We start from the raw sequence: 21688 nt of genomic DNA on the forward strand, positions 1-21688 counted from the left end.
TGGTGGGGTTGTCGGGGGCGGCCTGCGTTCAGGCCTGGCGCCGTTGCAGATCGATGGACGGCGGTGCGACCGTCGCGCCGTCGCGCACCGCATGCGGCAGGATCAGCGACGTGCGCTCGAGCGTCGTGCCGCCGATGCATTCGACGAGACGCCGCCACGCGTGACGGCCGATGTCGCGGTTCGGCGTCGCCACGCTCGCGAGCGGCGGCGCGAGCAGTTCGCCGATCGCGATCCCGTCGAAGCCGAGTACCGACAGGTCGTCGGGAATCGAGAAGCCGGCGCGGCGCAGGCCGCGCATCACGACCATCGCGAGCAGGTCGTTGCTGCAGAAGAGGGCGGTCGGGCGTGTGGCGTGCGCGGTGAGATGCGCGAGCACGGCTTCGGGCAGCTCGGGTGCGTTGAAGTCAACCTCGACCGGCGGCAGCGTGGCCATGCCACTTTCCTGGAGGGCCTGCGCATAGCCGAGATGACGCTGGCGCGCGCGATCCGACGCGGCGAGCGAACCGGCCAGCATCAGCACGCGGCGGTGGCCGCGCGCGATCAGCAGCCGCACGCCGTCGTAGGCGGCACGGCGGTTGTCGACCGACACCGACGGGCGGCGTTGCGTATCGTTGTGCATCAGCACGTAGTGCGGGCCGTCGCGGTCGAGCATGTCGAGCAGCGGGTGCGTGTCCGCGTCGGCGACGGTGAGGATCAGCCCTTCGACGCGCTGCTCGCGCAGCGTCTCGATCGCATGGCGTTCGCGCGCGGCGTCGTACTCGGTCGTCATCACGATCAGCTTGAAGCCGGCCGCGGTCGCGAGCGCGTCGATGCCTTGCAGGCAGTCGGCGAAAACGGGGTTCGACAGCGTCGGCACGACGACGCCGACGAGTCGCGTGCGTTCGCCGCGCAGTTGCCGGCCGAGCGGGCTCGGGCGGAACTGCAGCGTATCGATCGCGGTGCGGATCGTCTGCAGCGTGGCGGGGCTGACGGTATGCGGGGCGTTGATCGCACGCGAGACGGTGGCGATCGAGAAGCCCGCGAGGGCAGCGACGTCCTTGATGGTCGAGGTCATGAAATAACGCGATGTAAACGTTTTCGGCGAGGGAATTATCGAAAACGTTTGTGACTTCGCGATGACGCACGCGACGCTTGTTTCGCAAAAAAGCACGATACAAACGTCAGACGGTTGGGGCCGTCGGACGACGCGGGCTTGATTGTAGCGGGGAGGGCGCGGCGCGCGACGAAACCGGCGGCCCTGTCGTAGCGACGGCGAGCGGGCGGGAGTGCATCCGCGCGACGGCGGCCGGTGTCGCGATGCGGTGCGGCAGAATAAGGGAACGCATGCGCAAGCAATGGTAGAATCGCGTCCGCCCTCTTGCCGGGGTGATGAAATTGGTAAACATAGCGGACTTAAACGATTGAGTGCCCGGCCGGAAACGGTCGGTGCAGAACCCTTCAAATTCGGCGAAACCCCTGATGCGCGCATCGAGGCAACGCCGAGCCAAGCCTCGCGGCATCCGCGAGGAAGGTGTAGAGACTAGACGGGGGGCGCCTAAGGCGCACGGGCAGCGGTCACGCCCGCGCGCGACGGTGAAGGCATAGTCCAGCGCACGAACGGCTTCGCTTACGCGACGCCGGCTTTGAAAGAAGCAGTGTGACGAAAATCCGCCGCCTTAACTGGCTTGCCGGTTCGAGTCCGGTCCCCGGCACCACGATCGCTTCGATGCGTTTCGATGAAGGTCTGAAAAAACCCGCGAGAATTGAAGCGCTCGCGGGTTTTTTGTTTGTGCGGCCTGGCCATTCGTCGGAGGCCGCGGTGTCGGGGACGGATGTTGCCGCTGGTGAAGCGTTGGCAGATCCCCGGCCATCCGAGACCTGCCCGTTCGCATGGCTCGTTTCTGATGATGCGAGCGCGATATCCCGGCACAGGTCGGCCGCGGTGCATCACCTACTCATTCGACGCGCAATATCAGCTTGCCGGTCGTTTGACCGCTTTCGAGTGCCCGATGCGCGTCGGCGATCGCGTCGAATCCATAGCTGCCGCCGATCAGCGGTTTCAGCTTGCCGGTTGCCAGCAAGCCGAACAGTTCAACGAGGGCCCTGTGCACGACGTCGTTGGTGAGGAACGCATGAAGCGCGAAGCCGGACAGCGAACGGCAGCCGAAGATCAGTATATTCATCAGGGTTTCGTCGACCGTGAGCAACTGGCCGCTGGCCGCGCCATAGCTGACGAAGCGGCCGTATGTCGCGAGGCCGGATGCAAGCGTGCGGGCCACCGTTCCGCCAATCGAATCGAACACGACGTCGGGTCCGGTGCCGCCGAGCGCCGTGCGCAACCCGTCGGCCCAGTCGCCGTCGCGATAGCTGATGGCTTGATCTGCGCCGAGCGCGCGTACTGCCCGCAACTTGTCCGTTGAACCCGCGAGGCCCACGATCGAGCGTGCTCCGTCGAGTTTCGCCAGCTGGATCAGCAGTGAACCGACGCCGCCGGCTGCGGCGGTGATCGCGACCGTGCGTGCGGCCACGGGCGTCTCGCGCAGCAGCACGCGGGCCACCAGCCCCTGCAGCATCACGGCGACCGCGTCGTCGTCGGAGACTTCGTCGGGAATCGCGGTAATCAGCGCGGCGCCGAGCGTCACGTATTCGGCGTAGCCCCCGGTCGCGCGCATCGCGCCGAACAGCGGCGCCGCGACGCGCGCGCCGATCTGGATATTCCGGACATCCGCGCCCACGGCAGCGACGGTGCCGACGACTTCCGAGCCCGGCACTGCCGGCAGCGTCAGCGCCGGACCCGGATAGGTGCCGGCGCGTTGCAGCGTTTCCGCGAAGTTCAGTCCGACACGCGTGACCCGCACGAGAACCTCGTCGGCGGCAGGCGTCGGACGCTCGATCACGACCGGACGGAGGACGGAAGGATCGCCGACACGGTCGATCTGGATGGCATGCATGCTGCTCATGAAAAAATCTCGCTTGCAAAGGGGGGCTCGCCCCCGGGGATGAATGAAGCGCGGGCCGGCTCCGGCCGCGCAGTGGAGGCGTGTTGCCCGATGCCCGGCGGATCAGTCCGGTTGAGCGCGATCGAACGCGACACGACCGGCTCCGTTCAGGACGAGTGCGAGCAGACCGCCTGCCATCGACAGGTTCATCATGAAGAACGTCTGCTGAGTCTGGTCGCCGCCGCCGTGGAAGATCGCCGCGGCGATGATCGAGAAGATCGCGAGTCCGAGCGCCGCGAGCCGTGTCATGAAGCCCGTGATCAGCGCCAGGCCGCCGGCGACCTCGACGACGATCACGAGCGGAAGCAGCGCGCCCGATACGCCCATGTGCTCCATGTATAGCCGGGTGCCCGCATAGTTGAAGACCTTGCTGATCCCCGCGCCGAGATAGACGCCGGCGATGAGAAGCCGTACGAGCACGGAGAGCAGGATGTTGACGACGGGCGTTTGCACGGCCGTCCGGTAGAGTGTGCGATTGATCGAATTAATCATATGGAATCCGTAATTATTGGGTGGATGGATCGCTGATCCTGGCGGGTGATCTTTGTGCTGTCGAGCGGCTTTCCGCTTATGCGTCGAGCGCCGGATAGTCGGTATAGCCGGCCTCGCCGCCGCCGTAAGCGGTGGACATGTCGGCCTGCGCGAGCGGGCGATCGTGTCGAATGCGCGTCACCAGATCGGGGTTCGCGATGAACGGGTAACCGAACGACACGAGATCGGCACTGCCCTCGTCCAGTGCCTGTTGCGCACGCGCTTTCGTGTAGCCGCCGTTAGCGACGTAGAGTCCACCGAAGGCACGGCGCAATGCGCGATAGTCGAATGGCGGCGCCTGATCGGCCGCCACCTGGGGAATGCCTTCGACGACATGCAGGTAGGCCGCGAGACCGGTGAGCCGGTCGGCGAACCGGTCAAACAGCGCCTGCGGGTGGCTGTCCGCGATGCCGCCGAAATACGGCGTGACCGGAGAAATGCGGACGCCCACGCGACCGGGACCCACGACATGCCCGACCGCGCGCACGACGTCGAGCGGCAGCCGGATACGCTTGTCGATCGTGCCGCCGTACGGGTCCGTGCGCCGGTTCGTACCGTCGCGCAGGAACTGGTCGAGCAGATAGCCGTTTCCCGCGTGAATTTCGACACCATCGAAGCCTGCCTGCAACGCGGCATGTGCCGCTTGCGCGTATTGCTCGACGATGCGGGGAATTTCGTGCGTGTCGAGCACGCGTGGCACGGGATGCGGTTGCGGGCCGCTCGGCGTGAATGCCTGGCCGTCCGGTCGAATGGCCGACGGCGCGACGGGTAGTGCGCCGTCGGGCTGCAGATCCGGGTGGCCGATGCGCCCGACGTGCGCGAGCTGGACAAAGATGCGGCCGCCTTCGCGATGCACGGCATCGGTCACCCGCTTCCAGCCGGCGATCTGCGCATCGCTGTAAATCCCCGGCGTGGACGGATAACCCTTGCCCTGCCGGGAGATCTGCGTGCCTTCCGTAACGATCAGGCCGGCGGACGCGCGCTGGGCGTAGTAGACGGCATTGATCGCGCCGGGCGCATCGCCGGCGCCGGCGCGGCTGCGCGTCATCGGTGCCATCACGATGCGGTTCCCGAGCGTGACCGGGCCGAGCTCGAGTGGGTCGAACAACGTGGGGCCGGCCGTTTCCGAACGGCGGGGAAGGGAGCTGTCGAGCGTCATGATTCGATTTTCCTGTGGTGTTCACGAGGGCGCCGAGGCGCGATCCGGGATGTCCGGCATGCGCGCTTCGAACGCTGCTGAGCAGGAATTTAGGAGAAGGCTGTAATCTAAACAATCGTCTAAAATGGATCGTTAAAATCCATTTTCTTGATGGATCATGGAGCGAAGCCCCAATCTGGATCAATTGCGCGCGTTCATCGCGGTTGTCGAAGCCGGCAGTTTTTCCGGCGCGGCCCGGCGGCTCGAGCGCGCCCAATCCGTCGTCAGTTACGCGATCGCCAATCTCGAGTCGTTGCTCGGCGTGCCGCTGTTCGAACGTGGCAAGCGGCGGCCGACGTTGACGGCGGCCGGTGAAATCGTCCTGGCCGACGCCCGGCGGCTCGACATGCTGGCAGGCCAGTTGCTGGCCAAAACCGCCGGGTTGCGCGGAGGCGTGGAAGCAGAACTGTCGCTGGCGGTGGACGTGATGTTTCCACTGGCGAGACTCGTCGATGGGTTGGGCGCGTTCGCCGACGAATTTCCGACGGTCGCGCTCAACCTCACCATCGAAGCGCTCGGTGGGGTGATGAAGCTGGTGGTCGACGGCGGATGCGCCCTCGGCATCAGCGGGCCTGCGCAAAACTGGCCTGATGCCATCGATGCAACGTCCATGGGCTCGATCGAGCTGGTCACGGTCGCTGCGCCCACGCATCCGCTCGCGCAGCGCCGCGGGCGTGTTGCTCTGTCCGAGGCGCGCGAATATACGCAACTCGTGTTGACGGACCGCAGCAAACTGACCGAAGGGCAGTCGTTCGGCGTTTATGCGACCCGCACATGGAAGACTGCGGACCTCGGCGCCAAGCATCGCTTGTTGCTCGAGGGGCTCGGCTGGGGCTCGATGCCGATGCATTTGGTCGACGATGACTTGCGACAAGGCCGGCTGGCCGTCGTGCGGTTGTCGGATCGCGAGGTGTTTCGATACGGCCTGTCGTTGATCAGGCGGGCCGATCGTGCGTGCGGACCCGCGACGCAGTGGCTGATCGACCATCTGACGCGTCCCGGCGAACCGGACGCCTGAAGCGCGGCGCCGCGCACCGGCACAACGCGGGCACCGGGACACGCGAAGCCTTCATTGGCGTTGCCGCTGCGCTGCGGCAAAAACGGCGTCATGTGATACTGGCGACGCCCGTCGTACCGGACGCGTGGGTCGCCATCGGCACACGCGTCCCGCCGACCGCCTCCAACATCGTTTGCGTCACGCAAAAACATCGTCATGACCGACTCGACCCATCACTATTACGAACCGTCGCAAGGCCACGGCCTGCCGCACGATCCGTTGAACGCGATCGTGGGCCCGCGCCCGATCGGCTGGATCTCTTCTCGCGGCAGCGACGGCACACTCAACCTCGCGCCATACAGCTTCTTCAACGCGTTCAACTATCGCCCGCCGATCATCGGCTTTTCGAGTACCGGCGCCAAGGACAGCCTGCGCAACGTGCAGGAGACGGGCGAGTTCGTGTGGAACCTCGCGACGCGCGAGCTCGCCGAGCGGATGAACCAGACCTGCGCCGCCGTGCCGTACGACGTGAACGAGTTCGAACTCGGCGGCTTGACCGCGGTGCCGTCGCGCCTCGTCAACGTGCCGCGCGTCGCGGAAAGCGGCGTCAACTTCGAATGCAAGGTGACCGACGTGATTCGCCTGCGCGACCATCACGGTGTCGAAACGCCGGCAACGCTCGTGCTGGGCGAAGTCATCGCCGTCCATATCCGCCACGACCTGCTGAAGGACGGCATCTTCGACACGTTTGGCGCCGGCATCATTCTTCGTGCGGGCGGTCCGTCGGCCTACGTGCACGTAAAGCCCGACAGTCGCTTCGACATTTTCCGTCCCGACGCGTGATCGATCGCGCCGGCGCAAGCCGGCGACCGGGCGCCGAAGCGCCCGAACCTGAAAGGACCCCGCGCAGCGCAACGATGTCGCGGGGTCTTTTGCTTCGTACCCTCGCATGAGAGGGACGGGCCGATTCGTCCGCCCCCGATGCCCGATCGCGGCCGGCCCGGCGGTCTTGCACTGCAGCAACCACATCCTTCGCCGGTTCCGCCCGCCCCACGCGCGCCGTGGACCTCTGCCATGGCAAATCTGCTCACGACGAACGAGCGGCTTGGACATCGACGCCCGGCGCCGCAAGGCATAGATTTCCAAGGTTGAAGCGCTTATCCGCGCGTCAACCCGCGCGCAGGCCGGCAACCGGCCGCGCGTTCCCAACAGCGTGAGACACAATCGAGCGTGGAGACGACACGATGAGCCTGTCAGAGCCATTGCGTCTGCATGTGCCGGAGCCCACCGGGCGTCCGGGCTGCAAGACGGATTTTTCCTATCTGCATCTATCGCCGGCCGGCGCGGTCCGCCGCCCGCCGATCGACGTGGCCGCGGCGGACACCGCCAATCTCGCCCGCAGCCTCGTGCGCGTGCTCGACGACAGCGGCCAGGCCGTCGGCCCGTGGGCGCCGGAGCTCGACGACGCGCGGCTGATCGCCGGGCTGCGCGCGATGCTCAAGACCCGCATTTTCGACGCGCGCATGATGATCGCGCAGCGCCAGAAGAAAATCTCCTTCTACATGTTGAGCCTCGGCGAGGAGGCGATCGGCACCGCGCACGCGATGGCGCTGCGCGACGGCGACATGTGCTTCCCGACCTACCGGCAGCAGAGCATCCTGATCGCGCGCGACGTGCCGCTCGAACGGATGATCTGCCAGCTGATGTCGAACGAAGGCGACCCGCTGAAGGGCCGCCAGCTTCCGGTGATGTATTCCGATCGCGAAGCGGGCTTCTTCTCCATTTCCGGCAACCTCGCGACGCAGTTCATCCAGGCGGTCGGCTGGGCGATGGCGTCGGCAATCAAGGGCGACACGAAGATCGCGTCCGCGTGGATCGGCGACGGCGCGACGGCCGAAGCCGACTTCCATACCGCGCTCACGTTCGCGCACGTGTACCGCGCGCCGGTCGTGTTGAACGTCGTCAACAACCAGTGGGCGATCTCGACGTTCCAGGCGATCGCGGGCGGCGAAGGCACGACCTTCGCGGGGCGCGGCGTCGGCTGCGGGATCGCGTCGCTGCGGGTCGACGGCAACGACTTCCTCGCGATCTACGCGGCGTCGAGCTGGGCCGCCGAACGCGCGCGCCGCAATCTCGGCCCGACGCTGATCGAGTGGGTGACCTACCGCGCGGGCGCGCATTCGACGTCGGACGATCCGACCAAGTACCGGCCGAGCGACGACTGGTCCCATTTCCCGCTCGGCGACCCGATCGAGCGTTTCAAGCGTCACCTGATCGCGAAGGGCATCTGGTCGGACAGCGCACACGAGGCGCTGACGGCCGAACTCGAGGCCGAGGTGATTGCCGCTCAGAAGGAAGCGGAGCAATACGGGACGCTGGCCGACGACCGGATTCCGTCGCCGGCCTCGATGTTCGACGACGTGTACAAGGAGCTGCCCGCGCACCTGCGCCGTCAGCGCCAGGAACTGGGAGCATGATCATGGCGCAACATGAGACAGACACGGCGACGCAGCCGATGACGATGATCCAGGCGCTGCGCTCCGCGATGGACGTGATGCTCGGCCGCGACAGCGACGTGGTCGTGTTCGGGCAGGACGTCGGTTATTTCGGCGGGGTGTTCCGCTGTACCGAAGGACTGCAGAACAAATACGGCAAGTCGCGCGTGTTCGATGCACCGATCTCCGAAGGCGGGATCGTCGGCGCGGCGGTCGGAATGGGCGCGTACGGGCTGCGCCCGGTGTGCGAGATCCAGTTCGCCGACTATTTCTACCCGGCGTCGGACCAGATCGTGTCGGAAGGCGCGCGGCTGCGCTATCGCTCGGCCGGCCAGTTCACCGCGCCGATGACGATCCGGATGCCGTGCGGCGGCGGCATCTACGGCGGCCAGACGCACAGCCAGAGCCCGGAGGCGATGTTCACGCAGGTGTGCGGGCTGCGCACGGTGATGCCGTCGAATCCGTACGACGCGAAAGGGCTGCTGATCGCGTCGATCGAAAACGACGATCCGGTGATCTTCCTCGAGCCGAAGCGGCTGTACAACGGGCCGTTCGACGGCCATCACGAACGGCCGGTCACGTCGTGGCTCAAGCATCCGGCGAGCGCGGTGCCCGAGGGTTATTACACGGTGCCGCTCGACACGGCCGCCATCGCGCGGCCCGGCAGCGACGTGACGGTGCTGACGTACGGCACGACCGTGCATGTATCGCTCGCCGCCGCCGAGGAGACGGGCATCGACGCGGAGGTGATCGACCTGCGCACGCTGTGGCCGCTTGATCTCGACACGATCGTCGCGTCGGTCCGCAAGACCGGGCGCTGCGTCGTGGTGCACGAGGCGACGCGCACCTGCGGCTTCGGCGCGGAACTCGTTTCGCTGGTTCAGGAACACTGCTTCTACCATCTCGAAGCGCCGGTCGAGCGCACGACGGGCTGGGATACGCCGTATCCGCATGCGCAGGAATGGGCGTACTTTCCGGGGCCGGCCCGGGTCGGTGAAGCGTTGCGACGCGTGATGGAGGCGTGAAATGGGGATTCATGTCATCAAGATGCCGGATATCGGCGAAGGGATCGCCGAGGTCGAGCTGGTGGCCTGGCATGTGGCAGTCGGGCAGACGATCAAGGAAGACCAGCCGCTCGCCGACGTGATGACCGACAAGGCGGCGGTCGAGATTCCGTCGCCGGTGACGGGCAAGGTGATCGAACTGGGCGGCCGGATCGGCGAGATGATGGCGGTCGGCAGCGAGCTGATTCGACTCGAAGTCGAAGGCGACGGTAACCTGAAGGCCGGCGCACCGGTGCGGGAAACAAAGGTAGCAACCGCACCGGTCGCGGCGGCGCCGGCGAAGCCGGCGGTCGACGTGCCGGCCGAGCCGCCTGCACGGCCGACGGCGAGCGACGCTCCGGCGCGGCCGCGTCGTGACGCACCGGCGGCGCAGCCGCGCGCGGCGCTCGCGCCGGGCGAACGGCCGCTCGCGTCGCCGGCCGTGCGTCAGCGCGCGTGGGACATGGGCATCGAGCTGCGCTATGTGCGCGGCACCGGTGAAGCCGGGCGGATCCTGCACGCGGACCTCGATGCGTATGCGGGCGGCGGCGCGGCGCGGCCGGTGCACGCGCACGGCTACGACGAACGCAACGACGAGACCGAGGTGCCGGTGATCGGCTTGCGCCGCGCGATCGCGCGCAAGATGCAGGAAGCGAAACGCCGCATCCCGCACTTCAGCTACGTCGAGGAAATCGACGTCACCGAGCTCGAGTCGTTGCGCACGGAACTGAACCGACGCTACGGCGACACGCGCGGCAAGCTCACGCCGCTGCCGCTGCTGATCCGCGCGATGGTGATCGCGCTGCGCGATTTCCCGCAGATCAACGCGCGTTTCGACGACGAAGCAGGCGTCGTCACGCGTTACGGCGCGGTGCACATGGGGGTCGCGACGCAGACGGACGGCGGGCTCACGGTGCCCGTGCTGCGCCATGCCGAAGCGCGCGACGTGTGGTCGATCTCGGCGGAAATCGCGCGGCTCGCCGATGCCGTGCGCGCGAACCGCGCGCAGCGCGACGAGTTGAGCGGGTCGACGATCACGATTTCGAGCCTCGGCGCGCTCGGCGGCATTGTGTCGACCCCGGTGATCAATCACCCGGAAGTCGGCATCGTCGGCGTGAACCGGATCGTCGAGCGGCCGATGATCCGCGACGGGGCGGTCGTCGCGCGCAAGATGATGAACCTGTCGTCGTCGTTCGATCATCGCGTCGTCGACGGCGCGGATGCGGCCGAATTCATCCAGGCCGTGCGCGCGGTGCTCGAACGCCCGGCACTGCTGTTCGTGGAGTGAGCGCGATGAAGAACGAACACACCACACTGCTCGTCGTCGGCGGCGGCCCGGGCGGCTACGTCGCCGCGATCCGCGCCGGCCAGCTCGGCATTCCGACCGTGCTGGTCGAGCGCGACCGGCTCGGCGGTACGTGCCTGAACATCGGCTGCATTCCGTCGAAGGCGCTGATCCACGTGGCCGATGCGTTCGAACAGGCGTGCGGCCAGGCGGGCGAAGGCGCGCTCGGGATCCGCGTGCGCACGCCCGAGCTCGACATCGCGAAAAGCGTCGCGTGGAAGGACGGCATCGTCGACCGGCTGACGCGCGGCGTCGGCGCGCTGCTCAAGAAAAACGGCGTGCGCGTGCTGCACGGCGACGCCCACGTGATCGACGGCAAGACCGTCGACGTCGTCACCGGCAATCATTCGGTGCGGATCGGTTGCGAACACCTGTTGCTCGCGACGGGTTCCGAGCCGGTCGAGCTGCCGACGATGCCGTTCGGCGGGCACGTCGTGTCGTCGACCGAGGCGCTGTCGCCCGCGACGTTGCCGAAGCGGCTGGTCGTCGTCGGCGCCGGGTACATCGGGCTCGAACTCGGGACCGTCTATCGCAAGCTCGGTGTCGACGTCAGCGTCGTCGAGGCGGCCGAGCGCGTGCTGCCTGCATACGATGCGGAACTCGGGCGGCCGGTTGCCGATTCACTCGCACGGCTCGGCGTCCGGCTGTGGCTTGGCCACCAGGTGCTCGGGCTGGCGGAGCACGGCGCGGTGCGCGTGCAGGCCGCCGACGGCGCCGAGCAGACGCTGCCGGCCGATCGCGTGCTGGTGGCCGTCGGCCGCCGGCCGCGCGTCGACGGATTCGGGCTGGAGACGCTGCAGCTCGATCGCAACGGCCGCGCGCTGCGGATCGACGACACGTGCCGGACGTCGATGCGCAACGTATGGGCGATCGGCGACGTCGCGGGCGAGCCGATGCTCGCGCATCGCGCGATGGCGCAAGGCGAGATGGTGGCCGAGCTGATTGCCGGCCGGCGCCGCCAGTTCGTGCCGGCGTCGATTCCGGCCGTGTGCTTCACCGATCCCGAGATCGTGACGGCCGGCTGGTCGCCGGACGATGCGCATGCGGCCGGCGTCGATTGCGTGAGCGCATCGTTCCCGTTCGCGGCGAACGGGCGCGCGATGACGCTGCAGGCGACCGACGGCTTCGTGCGCGTCGTCGCGCGACGCGACAATCACCTGATCGTCGGCTGGCAGGCCGTCGGACGCGGCGTGTCGGAACTGGCCGCGGCGTTCTCGCAGTCGCTGGAGATGGGCGCGCGGCTGGAGGATATCGGCGGCACGATCCATGCGCATCCGACGCTGGGTGAGGCGCTGCAGGAGGCCGCATTGCGCGCGCTCGGGCACGCGTTGCATGTCTGATAGGCGGGCCGCCTGAAACGGAACCGCCGGTGTGCCATGCGGGCATCGGCGGTTCGTGCTTTTTCACGCTTGCGTCGTGTGCATCCAGTCGGTATGCGGAATGCATCGATGCCGGCTTCCGCGCCGGCGCTGATCGCCGAAGGCCGGCTGTCGATCGGGCCGGCGTCGGCCGCGTCGTGGCGCGCGACAGGACAGGGAAGACGCCCGGTCGGTAATTTTTGGAGACAACGGACGGGTTGTGCGCGAGCGGCCGGCCGGGGATCATGTCGATAGCCGGAAACCGGGCCGCATCGGGCCCGCCAACGCAGGCTTCACACGGAAGAACCGGACATGAAACTGCTGCTCGTCGGCGCGACCGGACTCGTCGGGCGCCACGTCCTCGAAGTCGCGCTTGCCGATTCGCGGGTCGATCAGGTCATCGTCCTCGCGCGCCGGCCGCTGTCCCCGCATCCGAAGATGCGCGCGCTGGAGGTCGATTTCGACCAGTTGCCCGACACGGCCGACTGGTGGCAGGCCGATGCGGTCATTTGCACGCTCGGCACGACGATGCGGGCCGCCGGCTCGCAGGCGGCCTTCCGGCGCGTCGATCACGATTATCCGCTGGCCGTCGCGCGGCACGCGCACCGGCACGGCACGCCGACCTACGTGCTGAATTCCGCACTCGGCGCGGATGCCGCGTCGCGCATCTTCTACAACCACGTGAAGGGCGAGGTCGAGCAGGCGCTGGCCGGCGTCGGCTTTGCGTCGCTCACCTATGTGCGGCCGGGCCTGATCGGCGGCAGTCGTGACGAATTCAGGTTCGGCGAGCGGCTGTTCGTGTTCGCGTTGAACGCGGTCGGGCCGGTGCTGCCGGCGAAGTGGCGCGTGAATCCGGCGTCGCGGATCGCGCGTGCGCTGGTCGATGCCGCGATCGACGCGCGGCCGGGCGTGCACGTCGTCGCATCGGACCGGCTCGTCTGACGCGCGGCGGGCTGCCTCGCGTAGCCGGTTACCGGCCCGACCAGTCATCGAGCCCGCCGAACTGCTCGGCGAGCGCCGCGGTGAACGCGTCCATCGCGTCGCTGCCGTCGCGGTTTCGCGGCGTCGCGAGCTGGAATTCGACCGTGTGGCTCAGCTTGCTGGCAAGCAGCCGGCGCATCTTCCCGGCAGCGATCCACGGCGCCGCGACGTGGTCGGGCAGGAACCCGACATGCGCGCCGGACAGGATGAAGATCACGTCGGCGTCGACGTTTTCGGAGAACGCGGTCGGCTGTGCGTTGCGCAGCGCCGCACCCGACGTGTTCGTCTTGTAGAGCCGCGCGACGTTGCTCGCGCGCGCGATGTCGCTCGCCGACACGCTTTTTTTCGCAAACAGCGGATGGCGTGCGCCGCAATGCAGCGACTGATGTTCGACGAACAGCGGCGCGTAGTGCAGGCCGGCCTGATGGCCGGAAAAATAGCCGATCGCGAGCTGCAGTTCGCCTTTCAGCAGCCTGCGCTCCAGTTCGTCGGGCGGAACCGCGAGCATCTCGATCAGCACGTCCGGCGCCTGTTCGCGAAAACGGCCGACGGCCGCCGCGATCGATTCGACGATGTCCGGCGCGAGCCGTTCGGACAAACCCACGCGCAGCTCGCCGAGCAACGTGCCCGACACGTGCTGCGTGTCGCGCGTGAACACGTCCATCGCCTGCAGGAGCCGCCGCGTCGACTGCAGCACGCGCTCGCCTTTCGGCGTCAGCCGGAAGCCGCGCTTGCCGCGATCGCACAGCCGGAACCCGAGGCGCGTCTCGAGCTTGGCCATCTGCGTGCTGATGGTCGAAGGCGCCATGCCGAGCGTGCCCTGCGCGGCGCTGAAGCCGCCGCACTCGGCGATCGTCAGGAACAGCCGCAGCAACTGCAAATCCATGTCTCGGAGCCGGGTCAGCATGGCAATACATCGCATTTCGTGAAGTCGGCTTATGTTAGTTCATATTTTTCGTTGGATGCCGTGGCGGCAGAATCGGGCACGAGGTCGCCAGCCGCGCGGCCGTGTCCCCTTCAGACAGGAATCCGACGATGAGCCAGAACGATTTCGCGTTTACGCGCGACAGCCTCCACGGCACCCAGGCCGAACCGACGTTTGCGGGCGCGACGAGCTTCATGCGGCGGCGTTTCAGCCGCGATCTCGACGGCGTCGATCTCGCGATCACCGGCGTGCCGTTCGACGCCGCCGCGTCGCACCGGCCCGGCACGCGCTTCGGCCCGCGCGGGTTGCGGATCGCGTCGACGGGCCTCGCGTGGGAGCGGCCATGGCCGTGGTCGTTCGATCCGTTCGACGTGCTGGCCGCGGTCGACTACGGCGATTGCGCGTTCGATCTCGGGCAGCCGGAATCGGTGCCGGGTGCGATCGAACGGCATGCCGATGCGATCCTCGCGCGCGGCTGCGCGATGCTGACGCTCGGCGGCGATCACTTCATCACGTATCCGCTGCTGAAGGCGCATGCGAAGGTGCACGGCCCGCTGTCGCTCGTGCATTTCGATGCGCACACCGACACCTGGCCCGACCGCGACGTGAAGCGCATCGATCACGGGACGATGTTCTATCACGCGGCGCAGGAAGGGTGGGTCGTGCCCGCGCGATCGGCGCAGATCGGCATCCGGACCACCAACGACGAGCCGATGGGATTCGACATCCAGGATGCGCGCCGCGTGCATGCGTCGACGCCGGCCGCGGTCGCCGCGCGGATTCGCGAGCGGGTCGGCGATCATCCGGTGTACCTGACGTTCGACATCGACTGTCTCGACCCGGCGTTCGCGCCGGGCACCGGTACGCCGGTGTCGGGCGGATTGTCGAGCCACCAGGCGTTCGAGATCCTGCGTCACCTCGACGGCATCAACCTGGTCGGCATGGACGTGGTCGAGGTGTCGCCGCCGTATGATCATGCTGAAATCACGTCGCTGGCTGGCGCGACGATCGCGCTGGAACTGATCTGCCTGTATGCGTCGCGCCGGCGGCACACCAAGGAAACATCGATCGATGGATGACCTCATCTGGCGCAAGGCCGTGCCCGGCGACGCGGCCGCGTGCATCGCACTGCGCGGCAAGACACGCGAGAACGCGTTCACCGAAACGCAGTTGCGCAACCTCGGCATCACCGTCGAAAGCTGGGGCGACGGGATCCGGGACGGCCGGTTCGCGGGCCATGTCTGCTGCACGGACGGGCGCATGGTCGGCTACTGCTTCGGCGCTACCGCTTCGGGCGAGATCGTCGTGCTCGCGATCCTGCCCGAGTACGAAGGGGCGGGGATCGGCAAGCGGCTGCTGCGGCGCGTGATCGACGATTTCGCGGCGAACGGCTTCACGTCGCTGTTTCTCGGCTGCTCGACCGATCCCGCGTCGCGCTCGCACGGCTTCTATCGACATCTCGGCTGGACGCCGACCGGCAGGCTCGATGAAGCCGGCGATGAAATCCTGACGCTTCAGGTGAGGCAGGGCGCCTGACCGCATGCGCTGTCCGGATCTCGATACTCCGGCGATCCGTAAAACTGTTTCGTCATACCAAGCAATAACGCCATTGCCGCATGCGCGCTGATCTACGATGGAAGCATTGCCTCCATGGTCGGCACGAACCGTGTGCACTCACTACCGCGCTCCCGGCGAAGACCCCGGCATCAGCGAACTGAAGATCGGCATCGGCGATCTGTATCGCCGCGACCCGTGGGCACCCGACGTGTATCCCGACTACGCGGCGCCCGTCGCATGCGCCGACGGCGACGGCCTTGCGGTCGTGGCGGCCGTGTTCGGCTTCTGGCCGAAGTTCATGCAGCCCGAGCGGCTCGACGAGCACGGCCGGAAAAGAAGGAAGCTCGATACGGTGAATGCGCGCACGGAAACGGTCGGCGCATCGCGTCTCTACGGGAACGCCTGGCGCAACGGCCAGCGCTGCCTGATTCCGGTGCGCTGGATCTGCGAGCCGTGTTACGAGACCGGCCGCAACGTGTGGCACCGGATCGGCGTCGACGGCTGGCAGCCGTATTGCGCCGCCGGTCTGTGGCGTCGCCATGAAGACAGCGGCGGACGCGTCCGCATCGGCATGACGATGCTCACCGTGAACGCCGACGATCATCCGCTGTTCGCGCGAATGCATCGGCCCGCCGACGAGAAGCGCGGTGTCGTGATCCTGCGCAGCGAGGATTACGACGAGTGGCTGCACACGCGCGACATCGAAGCGGCGCGGCGCATGCTGAACCTGTTCCCCGCAGGCGGCATGACGGCCGAGCCCGATCCGGCACCGCCGGCCGGCGCCTGACCTTTCATTTTTCCGACGTCCGGCTTGCGGCGAAATTGCCCGACCCCGCACCGATTGTTCGGACGATTTTGAAAATCGGTCGATACCGGGTAATCACCGATATCTCACAAGTTGTATATACAAGATCATCCGCTGGCAATGTCGGCACACATCGTGCCGCTTGCGCGCCAGCGTGCAGACCATGCGTGCGTGGCGCATGCCGGCGATCCACGGCGCCCCGCATCCGCAGAGCCGAAAGGGCGGCTCGCTGCATCCTGTCCCGTTCAAACCATGTGTGGTCCTGAGTATTGGGGAGATTGACCCGTGTCAACGAATTCGAGTGGAAAGGCCGGCGGACTGATCGAGGTCCGCTCGATCGACTTCATTCCCGACGCCGAGCGCCACGGCGGGCTGCTGAGCCAGTTCACGCTGTGGCTGTCGGCGAACATGCAGATCACGGCCATCGTCACGGGCGCGCTCGCGGTCGTGCTCGGCGGCGACGTGTTCTGGTCGCTGGTCGCGCTGCTGCTCGGCCAGCTCGTCGGCGGCGCCGTGATGGCGCTGCACGGCGCGCAGGGGCCGCAGCTCGGGCTGCCGCAGATGATCTCGAGCCGCGTGCAGTTCGGCGTGTACGGCGCGATGATCCCGATCGTGCTCGTGTGCCTGATGTATATCGGCTTTTCCGCGAGCGGCTCGGTGCTGGCCGGGCAGGCCGTCGCGCAGTTGCTGCACGTCGATGACGCCGCCGGCATCCTGCTGTTCGCGGCCGTGATCGTCGTGCTGACCGTATTCGGCTACCGCGCGATCCACTTCGTCGGCCGGATCGCGAGCGTGGTCGGCATCGTCGCGTTCGTCTACATGTTCGCGCAGCTGTTCGCGAACCACGACGTCGGCGCGCTGCTCGCGAACCGTCATTTCTCGCTCGCGAGCTTCCTGCTGTCGATGTCGCTGTCCGCGTCGTGGCAGATCGCGTTCGGCCCGTACGTTGCCGATTACTCGCGCTACCTGCCGCGCTCGACGTCGTCGGTCGCGACGTTCCTCGCGGTCGGCCTCGGCTCGGTGATCGGCGCGCAGGCGGCGATGGTGTTCGGCGTCTTCGCGGCCGCGCTGGCCGGCAGCCAGTTCGCGCATCACGAAGTGTCGTATATCGTCGGCCTCGGCTCGACGGGTGCCGTGGCGGCGCTGCTGTACTTCAGCATCGCGTTCGGCAAGGTGACGGTGACGGCGCTCAACGCGTACGGCAGCTTCATGTCGATGGCGACGATCGTCAGCGGCTTCCGCGGCAAGGGCGCGGTGTCGTCGAAGAGCCGCCTCGTGTACATCGTCGGGATGATCTGCGTGTCGACGCTGATCGCGCTCGCCGGCCGTCATTCGTTCCTGAAGGAATTCACCGCGTTCATCCTGTTTCTGCTCGCGTTCTTCACGCCGTGGAGCGCGATCAACCTCGTCGACTACTACTGCTTCACGCGCTCGCGCTACGACGTGCCGGCGCTGTCCGATCCGGACGGCCGCTACGGACGCTGGAACGGGATGGCCATCATGATCTACGTGGTCGGTATCCTCGTGCAACTGCCGTTCATGTCGACGCACATCTACACGGGGCCGCTCGTCGATGCGCTCGGCGGCACCGACATCTCGTGGATTCTCGGGCTGATCGTGCCGGCCGTGCTGTATTACATCGGCGCGCGCGCATCGCGTCGCAGCATTCCCGAGCGCCTGATCCTGCCGCTCGAACGCGGCGAAGTTCACCACTGACGGCGCATCCCGCGCATCGGGCCGGCTCGTTGCCGGCCTGAGCGTCGAGCCGGGTGCGGTCCGCGCCGGGCCTACCCGATCGATTCCCATTCCCGCGATACCGGTGCCGCGTGACTGTCGCGCCCGGTGTCGTTTCCTTCTCTGTCTATTTAAATAGTATGACTAAATATATTGAAGCGCACGGCAGCGATTGCCGGGCGCGGACGGTGCACGCCGGTCTTCGCGCGACGGTCACGGTCGCATGCCTCGCCGCATCGGGCACCGTGCTCGCGCAGGACGGCGTCACGTTGTACGGCGTGATCGACGAGTTCGCGCAGTACGTGAATACGGGCAACGGCTATACGGCGGCGATCAACTCGGGTGGCCAGTGGAGCAGCCGGTTCGGCTTGAAGGGCGGCGAGGATATCGGCGGCGGGCAGAAGATCGAGTTCGCGCTGGAAAACGGCTTCAATCCGAACGACGGTTCGCTGGCGAGTGCCGGCAGCATGTTCAACCGGCAGGCGTGGGTCGGCGTCGCGGGGGCGTGGGGGAAGCTGCGCGCGGGCCGGCAGAATTCGCCGCTGTTCAACGACCAGGGCGGGCAGGACGCGTTCGGCGGCGTCACGCAGGCATCCGGCATGGACAATCTGACCGTGTTCGCGTTCCGCACCAGCAACACGCTGTCGTACCAGAGTCCGGAGATCGCGGGCTTCCGGGGCGGGCTGTATTTCGGCTTCGGCGACGCGGGCGGCGTGCGCTCGGCCGGTTCCAGCCAGCAGTTCGACCTGACCTACGAACACGGGCCGTTCGGCGCGTTCGTCGCGGGCCAGTGGCTGAAGAACGCGACGGCGACCACGACCGATCGCACGATCATGGCCGGCGCCTCGTACGAGATCGGCAAGGCAACCGTGTACGGCGGTTTCTCCGCGGTGAAGTGGGCCGACCTCGGGATCGATTCGCGCGTGTACGGGCTGTCGGTCAAATACCAGTTCAACCCGGCGAACTATGTCGCGCTCGGCTACGCGTACCTGCATGACCAGTCGTCGCAGGGCAACAATGCGGACCAGCTGGGGCTGATGTACGAGTACGACCTGTCGAAGCGCACGAGCTTCTACGGCGCGCTGTCGTACCTGCGCAACCGCAACCAGGCCGGCTACACGCTGGCCGGCGCGGCGAACCCCGGCCTGCCGCTCGCCTACCCGGGCGCGAATGCGCGCGGCGTGCAACTCGGCATCGTGCATCGTTTCTGATGCGTGCGACGCGCCGGGCCGCCTGCGCCCGGCGTGTTCTCCGCGCGCAGGCGCACCGTCACTTCCCCAGCCGCTCCGCGAGCGAATAGCGCTGCATGCAGCGCTCCATCGCGTCGAGAAACGCCTGCTCGGCCGCGTTCATCTTGCGGTCGCGATGCCACAGCAGGAACACGTCGACATCGACGAGCCCGTCATCGGGCGGCAGCCGCCACAGCCGCTGCTGCGCGATGTCGTCGCGCACGATGTGCTCGGGTAGGCAGCCGATCCCGTAACCCGCGAAGATCAGCCGCCGCACTTCCTCGAGGCTCGGCGACGATGCCACGATGCGCCCCGTGAAGCCCTTCTGGTCGCGGAACACGGTGAGCGGCGACAGGCTGTCGCCGATCTGGTCGCTCGTGAACGACACGAAATTCTCCGCGAGCAGATCGTCCATCCGCAGTTGCGTCTGCCCGAACAGCCGGTGATGGCGGCCGCAGTAGATCGCATAACGCTGGCGCAGGAAACAGCGCATCTCCAGCTTGTCGTGCGGCGTGCGGCACAGGCCGAGCCCGGCCGTGGCCGTCTTCTGCAGCAGCGACGACAGGATGTCCGACGAGCGCATCACCTCGATCTGCAGGTCGATGCGCGGATACGCGCGATGGAATTCCGCGAGGAATTCGTCGTAGACGGGCGACTCGATGCGGCTCACCGTCAGCAGCCGGATCGAGCCGGTCAGGTCGGCCGTGCTGTCGTCGATTTCGGTTTCGAGGCGCGAGATGCCGCCGTAGATGTCGCTTGCGATCCGGTACACGGCCTCGCCGGCCGGCGTCGCCGCGAAATGCGCGCCGCGCCGCTCGATCAGCCGGCGCTCGAGCGTCTCCTCGAGCCGCCGCAGCGCCTGGCTCACGGCCGGCTGCGTCACGTGCAGGCGCGCGGCCGCGCGGCTCACGCTGCGCTCCTGCATGATCACCAGATAGGTGCGCAACAGGTTCCAGTCGAGGCGGTCGTTCAGGAACGGGGCAAGGTCGGGGCGCATCGGGTCTCCGGGCGAGGCGTCGGGTAGACATTAGTTGAATTTATACAGCGAATAATAACTTGAAATTTGACTAATGATTTGCGGTCGCCGATAAAGGAGGGGCGCCGCAGCGTGCGGCGCGAGGCCGCGCGAGACGGCTGTCACCACGATATTGCGCGTCGCCCCGCAGCGGCGTGCGTCAGGAGCCCGCATGACCCAGTCCCTTCCTTCCGCGCGCCAGCCGGGGCGTGCCGCGACGGCCGCGTTCATCGGCACGATGATCGAGTGGTACGACTTCTACATCTACGCGACCGCCGCCGCGCTCGTGTTCGGCGAGCTCTATTTTCCGTCGCACGACCGCTTCGTCAGCACGATGGCGTCGTTCGCGACGTTCGCGGTCGGCTTCTTCGCGCGGCCGCTCGGCGGCGTGATCTTCGGCCACCTCGGCGACCGCATTGGCCGCAAGAAGGCGCTGATGACGACGCTGATGATGATGGGCGTCGCGACCGTGTGCGTCGGGCTGCTGCCCGATTATTCGACGGTCGGCATGCTCGCGCCGGTGCTGCTCGTCGCGCTGCGCGTGGTGCAGGGCATCGCGGTCGGCGGCGAATGGGGCGGTGCGGTGCTGATGGCGGGCGAGCATGCGCCGCAGGGGCGCCGCACGTTCTTCGCGTCGTTCGCGCAGCTCGGCAGCCCGGCCGGGCTGATCCTGTCGCTGGTCGCGTTCCGGGCGGTCACGTCGATGGACAAGGCCGACTTCCTCGCGTGGGGCTGGCGCCTGCCGTTTCTCGCGAGTTCGGTGCTGCTCGTGGTCGGCATCCTGATCCGGCTCGGCGTGAACGAATCGCCGGAATTCGCGCGGGTGAAGGAAACCAACCGCACGGTGAAGCTGCCGGTCGCCGAAGTGTTTCGCTCCGCGTCGGGGCTGGTGCTGCTCTGCATCGGCGCGAACACGATCGGCATCGCGGGCGTCTATTTCACGAACACGTTCATGATCGCGTACACGACCCAGTACGTCGGCGTATCGCGCTCGCTGATCCTCGACAGCCTGTTCGCGGTCGCGATCATCCAGTTCGTCGCGCAGCCGGTCGCCGCCTGGACCGCCGAGCGGATCGGCGGCGCGCGCTTCCTGAAGCTCGCCGCGCTGCTCGCGATGCTGTCGCCGTATCCGATGTTCATGCTCGTGCAGGGCGGCACGTCCGCGTCGCTGATCGCAGGCATCGCGCTCGCGGTCGTCTGCATGGCCGGCTTCTATTCGGTGATCGCGGGTTTCGTCAGCGACGTTTTCCCCGCGCACGTGCGCTATTCGGCGATCTCGCTCGCGTACCAGATCTGCGGCGCGATTGCCGGCGGCCTGACGCCGCTCGTGGGCACCTGGCTCGCGCATCGCTTCGCCGGCCAGTGGTGGCCGCTCGCGGTGTTCTACACGGGTCTCGCCGGCATTTCGCTGCTCTGCATCGTGGCGCTCGACGCGCGCCGTGCGGCCCGGCCGGCTGCCGCCGAAGCGCTCGGTTCGCACTGACCCTCAACGTACGA

The 21688-nt window shown here is 67.2% G+C and carries 19 protein-coding genes; 13 read left to right on the forward strand and 6 right to left on the reverse strand.

Going from position 1 to position 21688, the window contains the following annotated elements:
* Positions 1-28: 28 nt before the first annotated feature.
* The 4 genes from WJ12_RS06045 to WJ12_RS06060 form a co-directional block, all read right to left on the reverse strand.
* Positions 29-1054, reverse strand: coding sequence for a LacI family DNA-binding transcriptional regulator (locus tag WJ12_RS06045; RefSeq protein WP_049033538.1), 1026 nt, complete (start codon positions 1052-1054; stop codon positions 29-31).
* Positions 1055-1934: 880 nt separating this feature from the next.
* Entirely contained in the window at positions 1935-2939 is a 1005-nt protein-coding gene (locus tag WJ12_RS06050) for a quinone oxidoreductase family protein (protein ID WP_059560602.1), read from the reverse strand.
* Between the two features lie 102 nt (positions 2940-3041).
* On the reverse strand, positions 3042-3470 hold the full coding sequence (locus WJ12_RS06055; protein WP_049033532.1) for a DoxX family protein: 429 nt from the start codon (positions 3468-3470) through the stop codon (positions 3042-3044).
* Positions 3471-3546: 76 nt separating this feature from the next.
* A complete protein-coding gene (locus WJ12_RS06060) occupies positions 3547-4668 on the reverse strand; it encodes an alkene reductase (protein ID WP_059560600.1) in 1122 nt (373 codons plus the stop codon).
* Between the two features lie 157 nt (positions 4669-4825).
* Here WJ12_RS06060 and WJ12_RS06065 point away from each other — a divergent pair, with 157 nt between their 5' ends.
* From WJ12_RS06065 to WJ12_RS06095, 7 genes are all read left to right on the forward strand, one after another.
* Complete coding sequence (locus WJ12_RS06065) at positions 4826-5725, forward strand: LysR family transcriptional regulator (protein ID WP_059560597.1); 900 nt, start codon at positions 4826-4828, stop codon at positions 5723-5725.
* A gap of 195 nt (positions 5726-5920) precedes the next feature.
* Positions 5921-6547 (forward strand): flavin reductase family protein, encoded by a 627-nt coding sequence (locus tag WJ12_RS06070; RefSeq protein WP_034186599.1) that lies wholly within the window; start codon positions 5921-5923, stop codon positions 6545-6547.
* A gap of 401 nt (positions 6548-6948) precedes the next feature.
* The gene (locus tag WJ12_RS06075) at positions 6949-8181 is read left to right on the forward strand and encodes a 3-methyl-2-oxobutanoate dehydrogenase (2-methylpropanoyl-transferring) subunit alpha (RefSeq protein ID WP_034186600.1); all 1233 of its coding nucleotides are present in this window, start codon (positions 6949-6951) and stop codon (positions 8179-8181) included.
* A 2-nt stretch (positions 8182-8183) separates the two neighbouring features.
* Positions 8184-9224, forward strand: a complete 1041-nt coding sequence (locus WJ12_RS06080; RefSeq protein WP_034186601.1) for an alpha-ketoacid dehydrogenase subunit beta — start codon at positions 8184-8186, stop codon at positions 9222-9224.
* Position 9225: 1 nt separating this feature from the next.
* Positions 9226-10530, forward strand: coding sequence for a dihydrolipoamide acetyltransferase family protein (locus tag WJ12_RS06085; RefSeq protein WP_059560595.1), 1305 nt, complete (start codon positions 9226-9228; stop codon positions 10528-10530).
* Between the two features lie 5 nt (positions 10531-10535).
* On the forward strand, positions 10536-11927 hold the full coding sequence (gene lpdA, locus WJ12_RS06090; protein ID WP_034186603.1) for a dihydrolipoyl dehydrogenase: 1392 nt from the start codon (positions 10536-10538) through the stop codon (positions 11925-11927).
* A 330-nt stretch (positions 11928-12257) separates the two neighbouring features.
* The gene (locus tag WJ12_RS06095; RefSeq protein ID WP_059560592.1) at positions 12258-12887 is read left to right on the forward strand and encodes an NAD(P)H-binding protein; all 630 of its coding nucleotides are present in this window, start codon (positions 12258-12260) and stop codon (positions 12885-12887) included.
* 28 nt (positions 12888-12915) lie between these two features.
* On the opposite strand, the gene WJ12_RS06100 is transcribed toward WJ12_RS06095, so the two are convergent.
* Entirely contained in the window at positions 12916-13833 is a 918-nt protein-coding gene (locus WJ12_RS06100; protein WP_059560589.1) for a LysR family transcriptional regulator, read from the reverse strand.
* Between the two features lie 128 nt (positions 13834-13961).
* Here WJ12_RS06100 and speB point away from each other — a divergent pair, with 128 nt between their 5' ends.
* From speB to WJ12_RS06125, 5 genes are all read left to right on the forward strand, one after another.
* Complete coding sequence (speB, locus tag WJ12_RS06105; protein ID WP_069245603.1) at positions 13962-14930, forward strand: agmatinase; 969 nt, start codon at positions 13962-13964, stop codon at positions 14928-14930.
* The gene (locus tag WJ12_RS06110) at positions 14923-15387 is read left to right on the forward strand and encodes a GNAT family N-acetyltransferase (RefSeq protein WP_059560584.1); all 465 of its coding nucleotides are present in this window, start codon (positions 14923-14925) and stop codon (positions 15385-15387) included. Before speB ends, WJ12_RS06110 begins: the two co-directional genes overlap by 8 nt.
* Positions 15388-15517: 130 nt before the next feature.
* On the forward strand, positions 15518-16195 hold the full coding sequence (locus WJ12_RS06115) for an SOS response-associated peptidase family protein (RefSeq protein WP_059560581.1): 678 nt from the start codon (positions 15518-15520) through the stop codon (positions 16193-16195).
* A 303-nt stretch (positions 16196-16498) separates the two neighbouring features.
* Positions 16499-17929: a purine-cytosine permease family protein gene (locus tag WJ12_RS06120; protein WP_069245604.1), complete on the forward strand. Its 1431-nt coding sequence runs from the start codon at positions 16499-16501 to the stop codon at positions 17927-17929.
* Positions 17930-18087: 158 nt separating this feature from the next.
* A complete protein-coding gene (locus WJ12_RS06125; RefSeq protein WP_059560579.1) occupies positions 18088-19158 on the forward strand; it encodes a porin in 1071 nt (356 codons plus the stop codon).
* A gap of 58 nt (positions 19159-19216) precedes the next feature.
* Here WJ12_RS06125 and WJ12_RS06130 read toward each other — a convergent pair whose 3' ends face one another.
* Entirely contained in the window at positions 19217-20173 is a 957-nt protein-coding gene (locus WJ12_RS06130) for a LysR family transcriptional regulator (protein WP_034186611.1), read from the reverse strand.
* Between the two features lie 190 nt (positions 20174-20363).
* Here WJ12_RS06130 and WJ12_RS06135 point away from each other — a divergent pair, with 190 nt between their 5' ends.
* Positions 20364-21674, forward strand: coding sequence for an MFS transporter (locus WJ12_RS06135; protein WP_034186612.1), 1311 nt, complete (start codon positions 20364-20366; stop codon positions 21672-21674).
* Positions 21675-21688: the final 14 nt, after the last annotated feature.

This window comes from Burkholderia seminalis, from assembly GCF_001718535.1.
Taxonomy (GTDB): Bacteria; Pseudomonadota; Gammaproteobacteria; order Burkholderiales; family Burkholderiaceae; genus Burkholderia; species Burkholderia seminalis.

What these genes read in the sequence shown, in the direction of transcription:
- WJ12_RS06045 (WP_049033538.1), bottom strand. Translation starts at nt 1,054, where the DNA reads ATGACCTCGACCATCAAGGACGTCGCTGCCCTCGCGGGCTTCTCGATC.
- WJ12_RS06050 (WP_059560602.1), bottom strand. Translation starts at nt 2,939, where the DNA reads ATGAGCAGCATGCATGCCATCCAGATCGACCGTGTCGGCGATCCTTCC.
- WJ12_RS06055 (WP_049033532.1), bottom strand. Translation starts at nt 3,470, where the DNA reads ATGATTAATTCGATCAATCGCACACTCTACCGGACGGCCGTGCAAACG.
- WJ12_RS06060 (WP_059560600.1), bottom strand. Translation starts at nt 4,668, where the DNA reads ATGACGCTCGACAGCTCCCTTCCCCGCCGTTCGGAAACGGCCGGCCCC.
- WJ12_RS06065 (WP_059560597.1), top strand. Translation starts at nt 4,826, where the DNA reads ATGGAGCGAAGCCCCAATCTGGATCAATTGCGCGCGTTCATCGCGGTT.
- WJ12_RS06070 (WP_034186599.1), top strand. Translation starts at nt 5,921, where the DNA reads ATGACCGACTCGACCCATCACTATTACGAACCGTCGCAAGGCCACGGC.
- WJ12_RS06075 (WP_034186600.1), top strand. Translation starts at nt 6,949, where the DNA reads ATGAGCCTGTCAGAGCCATTGCGTCTGCATGTGCCGGAGCCCACCGGG.
- WJ12_RS06080 (WP_034186601.1), top strand. Translation starts at nt 8,184, where the DNA reads ATGGCGCAACATGAGACAGACACGGCGACGCAGCCGATGACGATGATC.
- WJ12_RS06085 (WP_059560595.1), top strand. Translation starts at nt 9,226, where the DNA reads ATGGGGATTCATGTCATCAAGATGCCGGATATCGGCGAAGGGATCGCC.
- lpdA (WP_034186603.1), top strand. Translation starts at nt 10,536, where the DNA reads ATGAAGAACGAACACACCACACTGCTCGTCGTCGGCGGCGGCCCGGGC.
- WJ12_RS06095 (WP_059560592.1), top strand. Translation starts at nt 12,258, where the DNA reads ATGAAACTGCTGCTCGTCGGCGCGACCGGACTCGTCGGGCGCCACGTC.
- WJ12_RS06100 (WP_059560589.1), bottom strand. Translation starts at nt 13,833, where the DNA reads ATGCTGACCCGGCTCCGAGACATGGATTTGCAGTTGCTGCGGCTGTTC.
- speB (WP_069245603.1), top strand. Translation starts at nt 13,962, where the DNA reads ATGAGCCAGAACGATTTCGCGTTTACGCGCGACAGCCTCCACGGCACC.
- WJ12_RS06110 (WP_059560584.1), top strand. Translation starts at nt 14,923, where the DNA reads ATGGATGACCTCATCTGGCGCAAGGCCGTGCCCGGCGACGCGGCCGCG.
- WJ12_RS06125 (WP_059560579.1), top strand. Translation starts at nt 18,088, where the DNA reads ATGACTAAATATATTGAAGCGCACGGCAGCGATTGCCGGGCGCGGACG.
- WJ12_RS06130 (WP_034186611.1), bottom strand. Translation starts at nt 20,173, where the DNA reads ATGCGCCCCGACCTTGCCCCGTTCCTGAACGACCGCCTCGACTGGAAC.
- WJ12_RS06135 (WP_034186612.1), top strand. Translation starts at nt 20,364, where the DNA reads ATGACCCAGTCCCTTCCTTCCGCGCGCCAGCCGGGGCGTGCCGCGACG.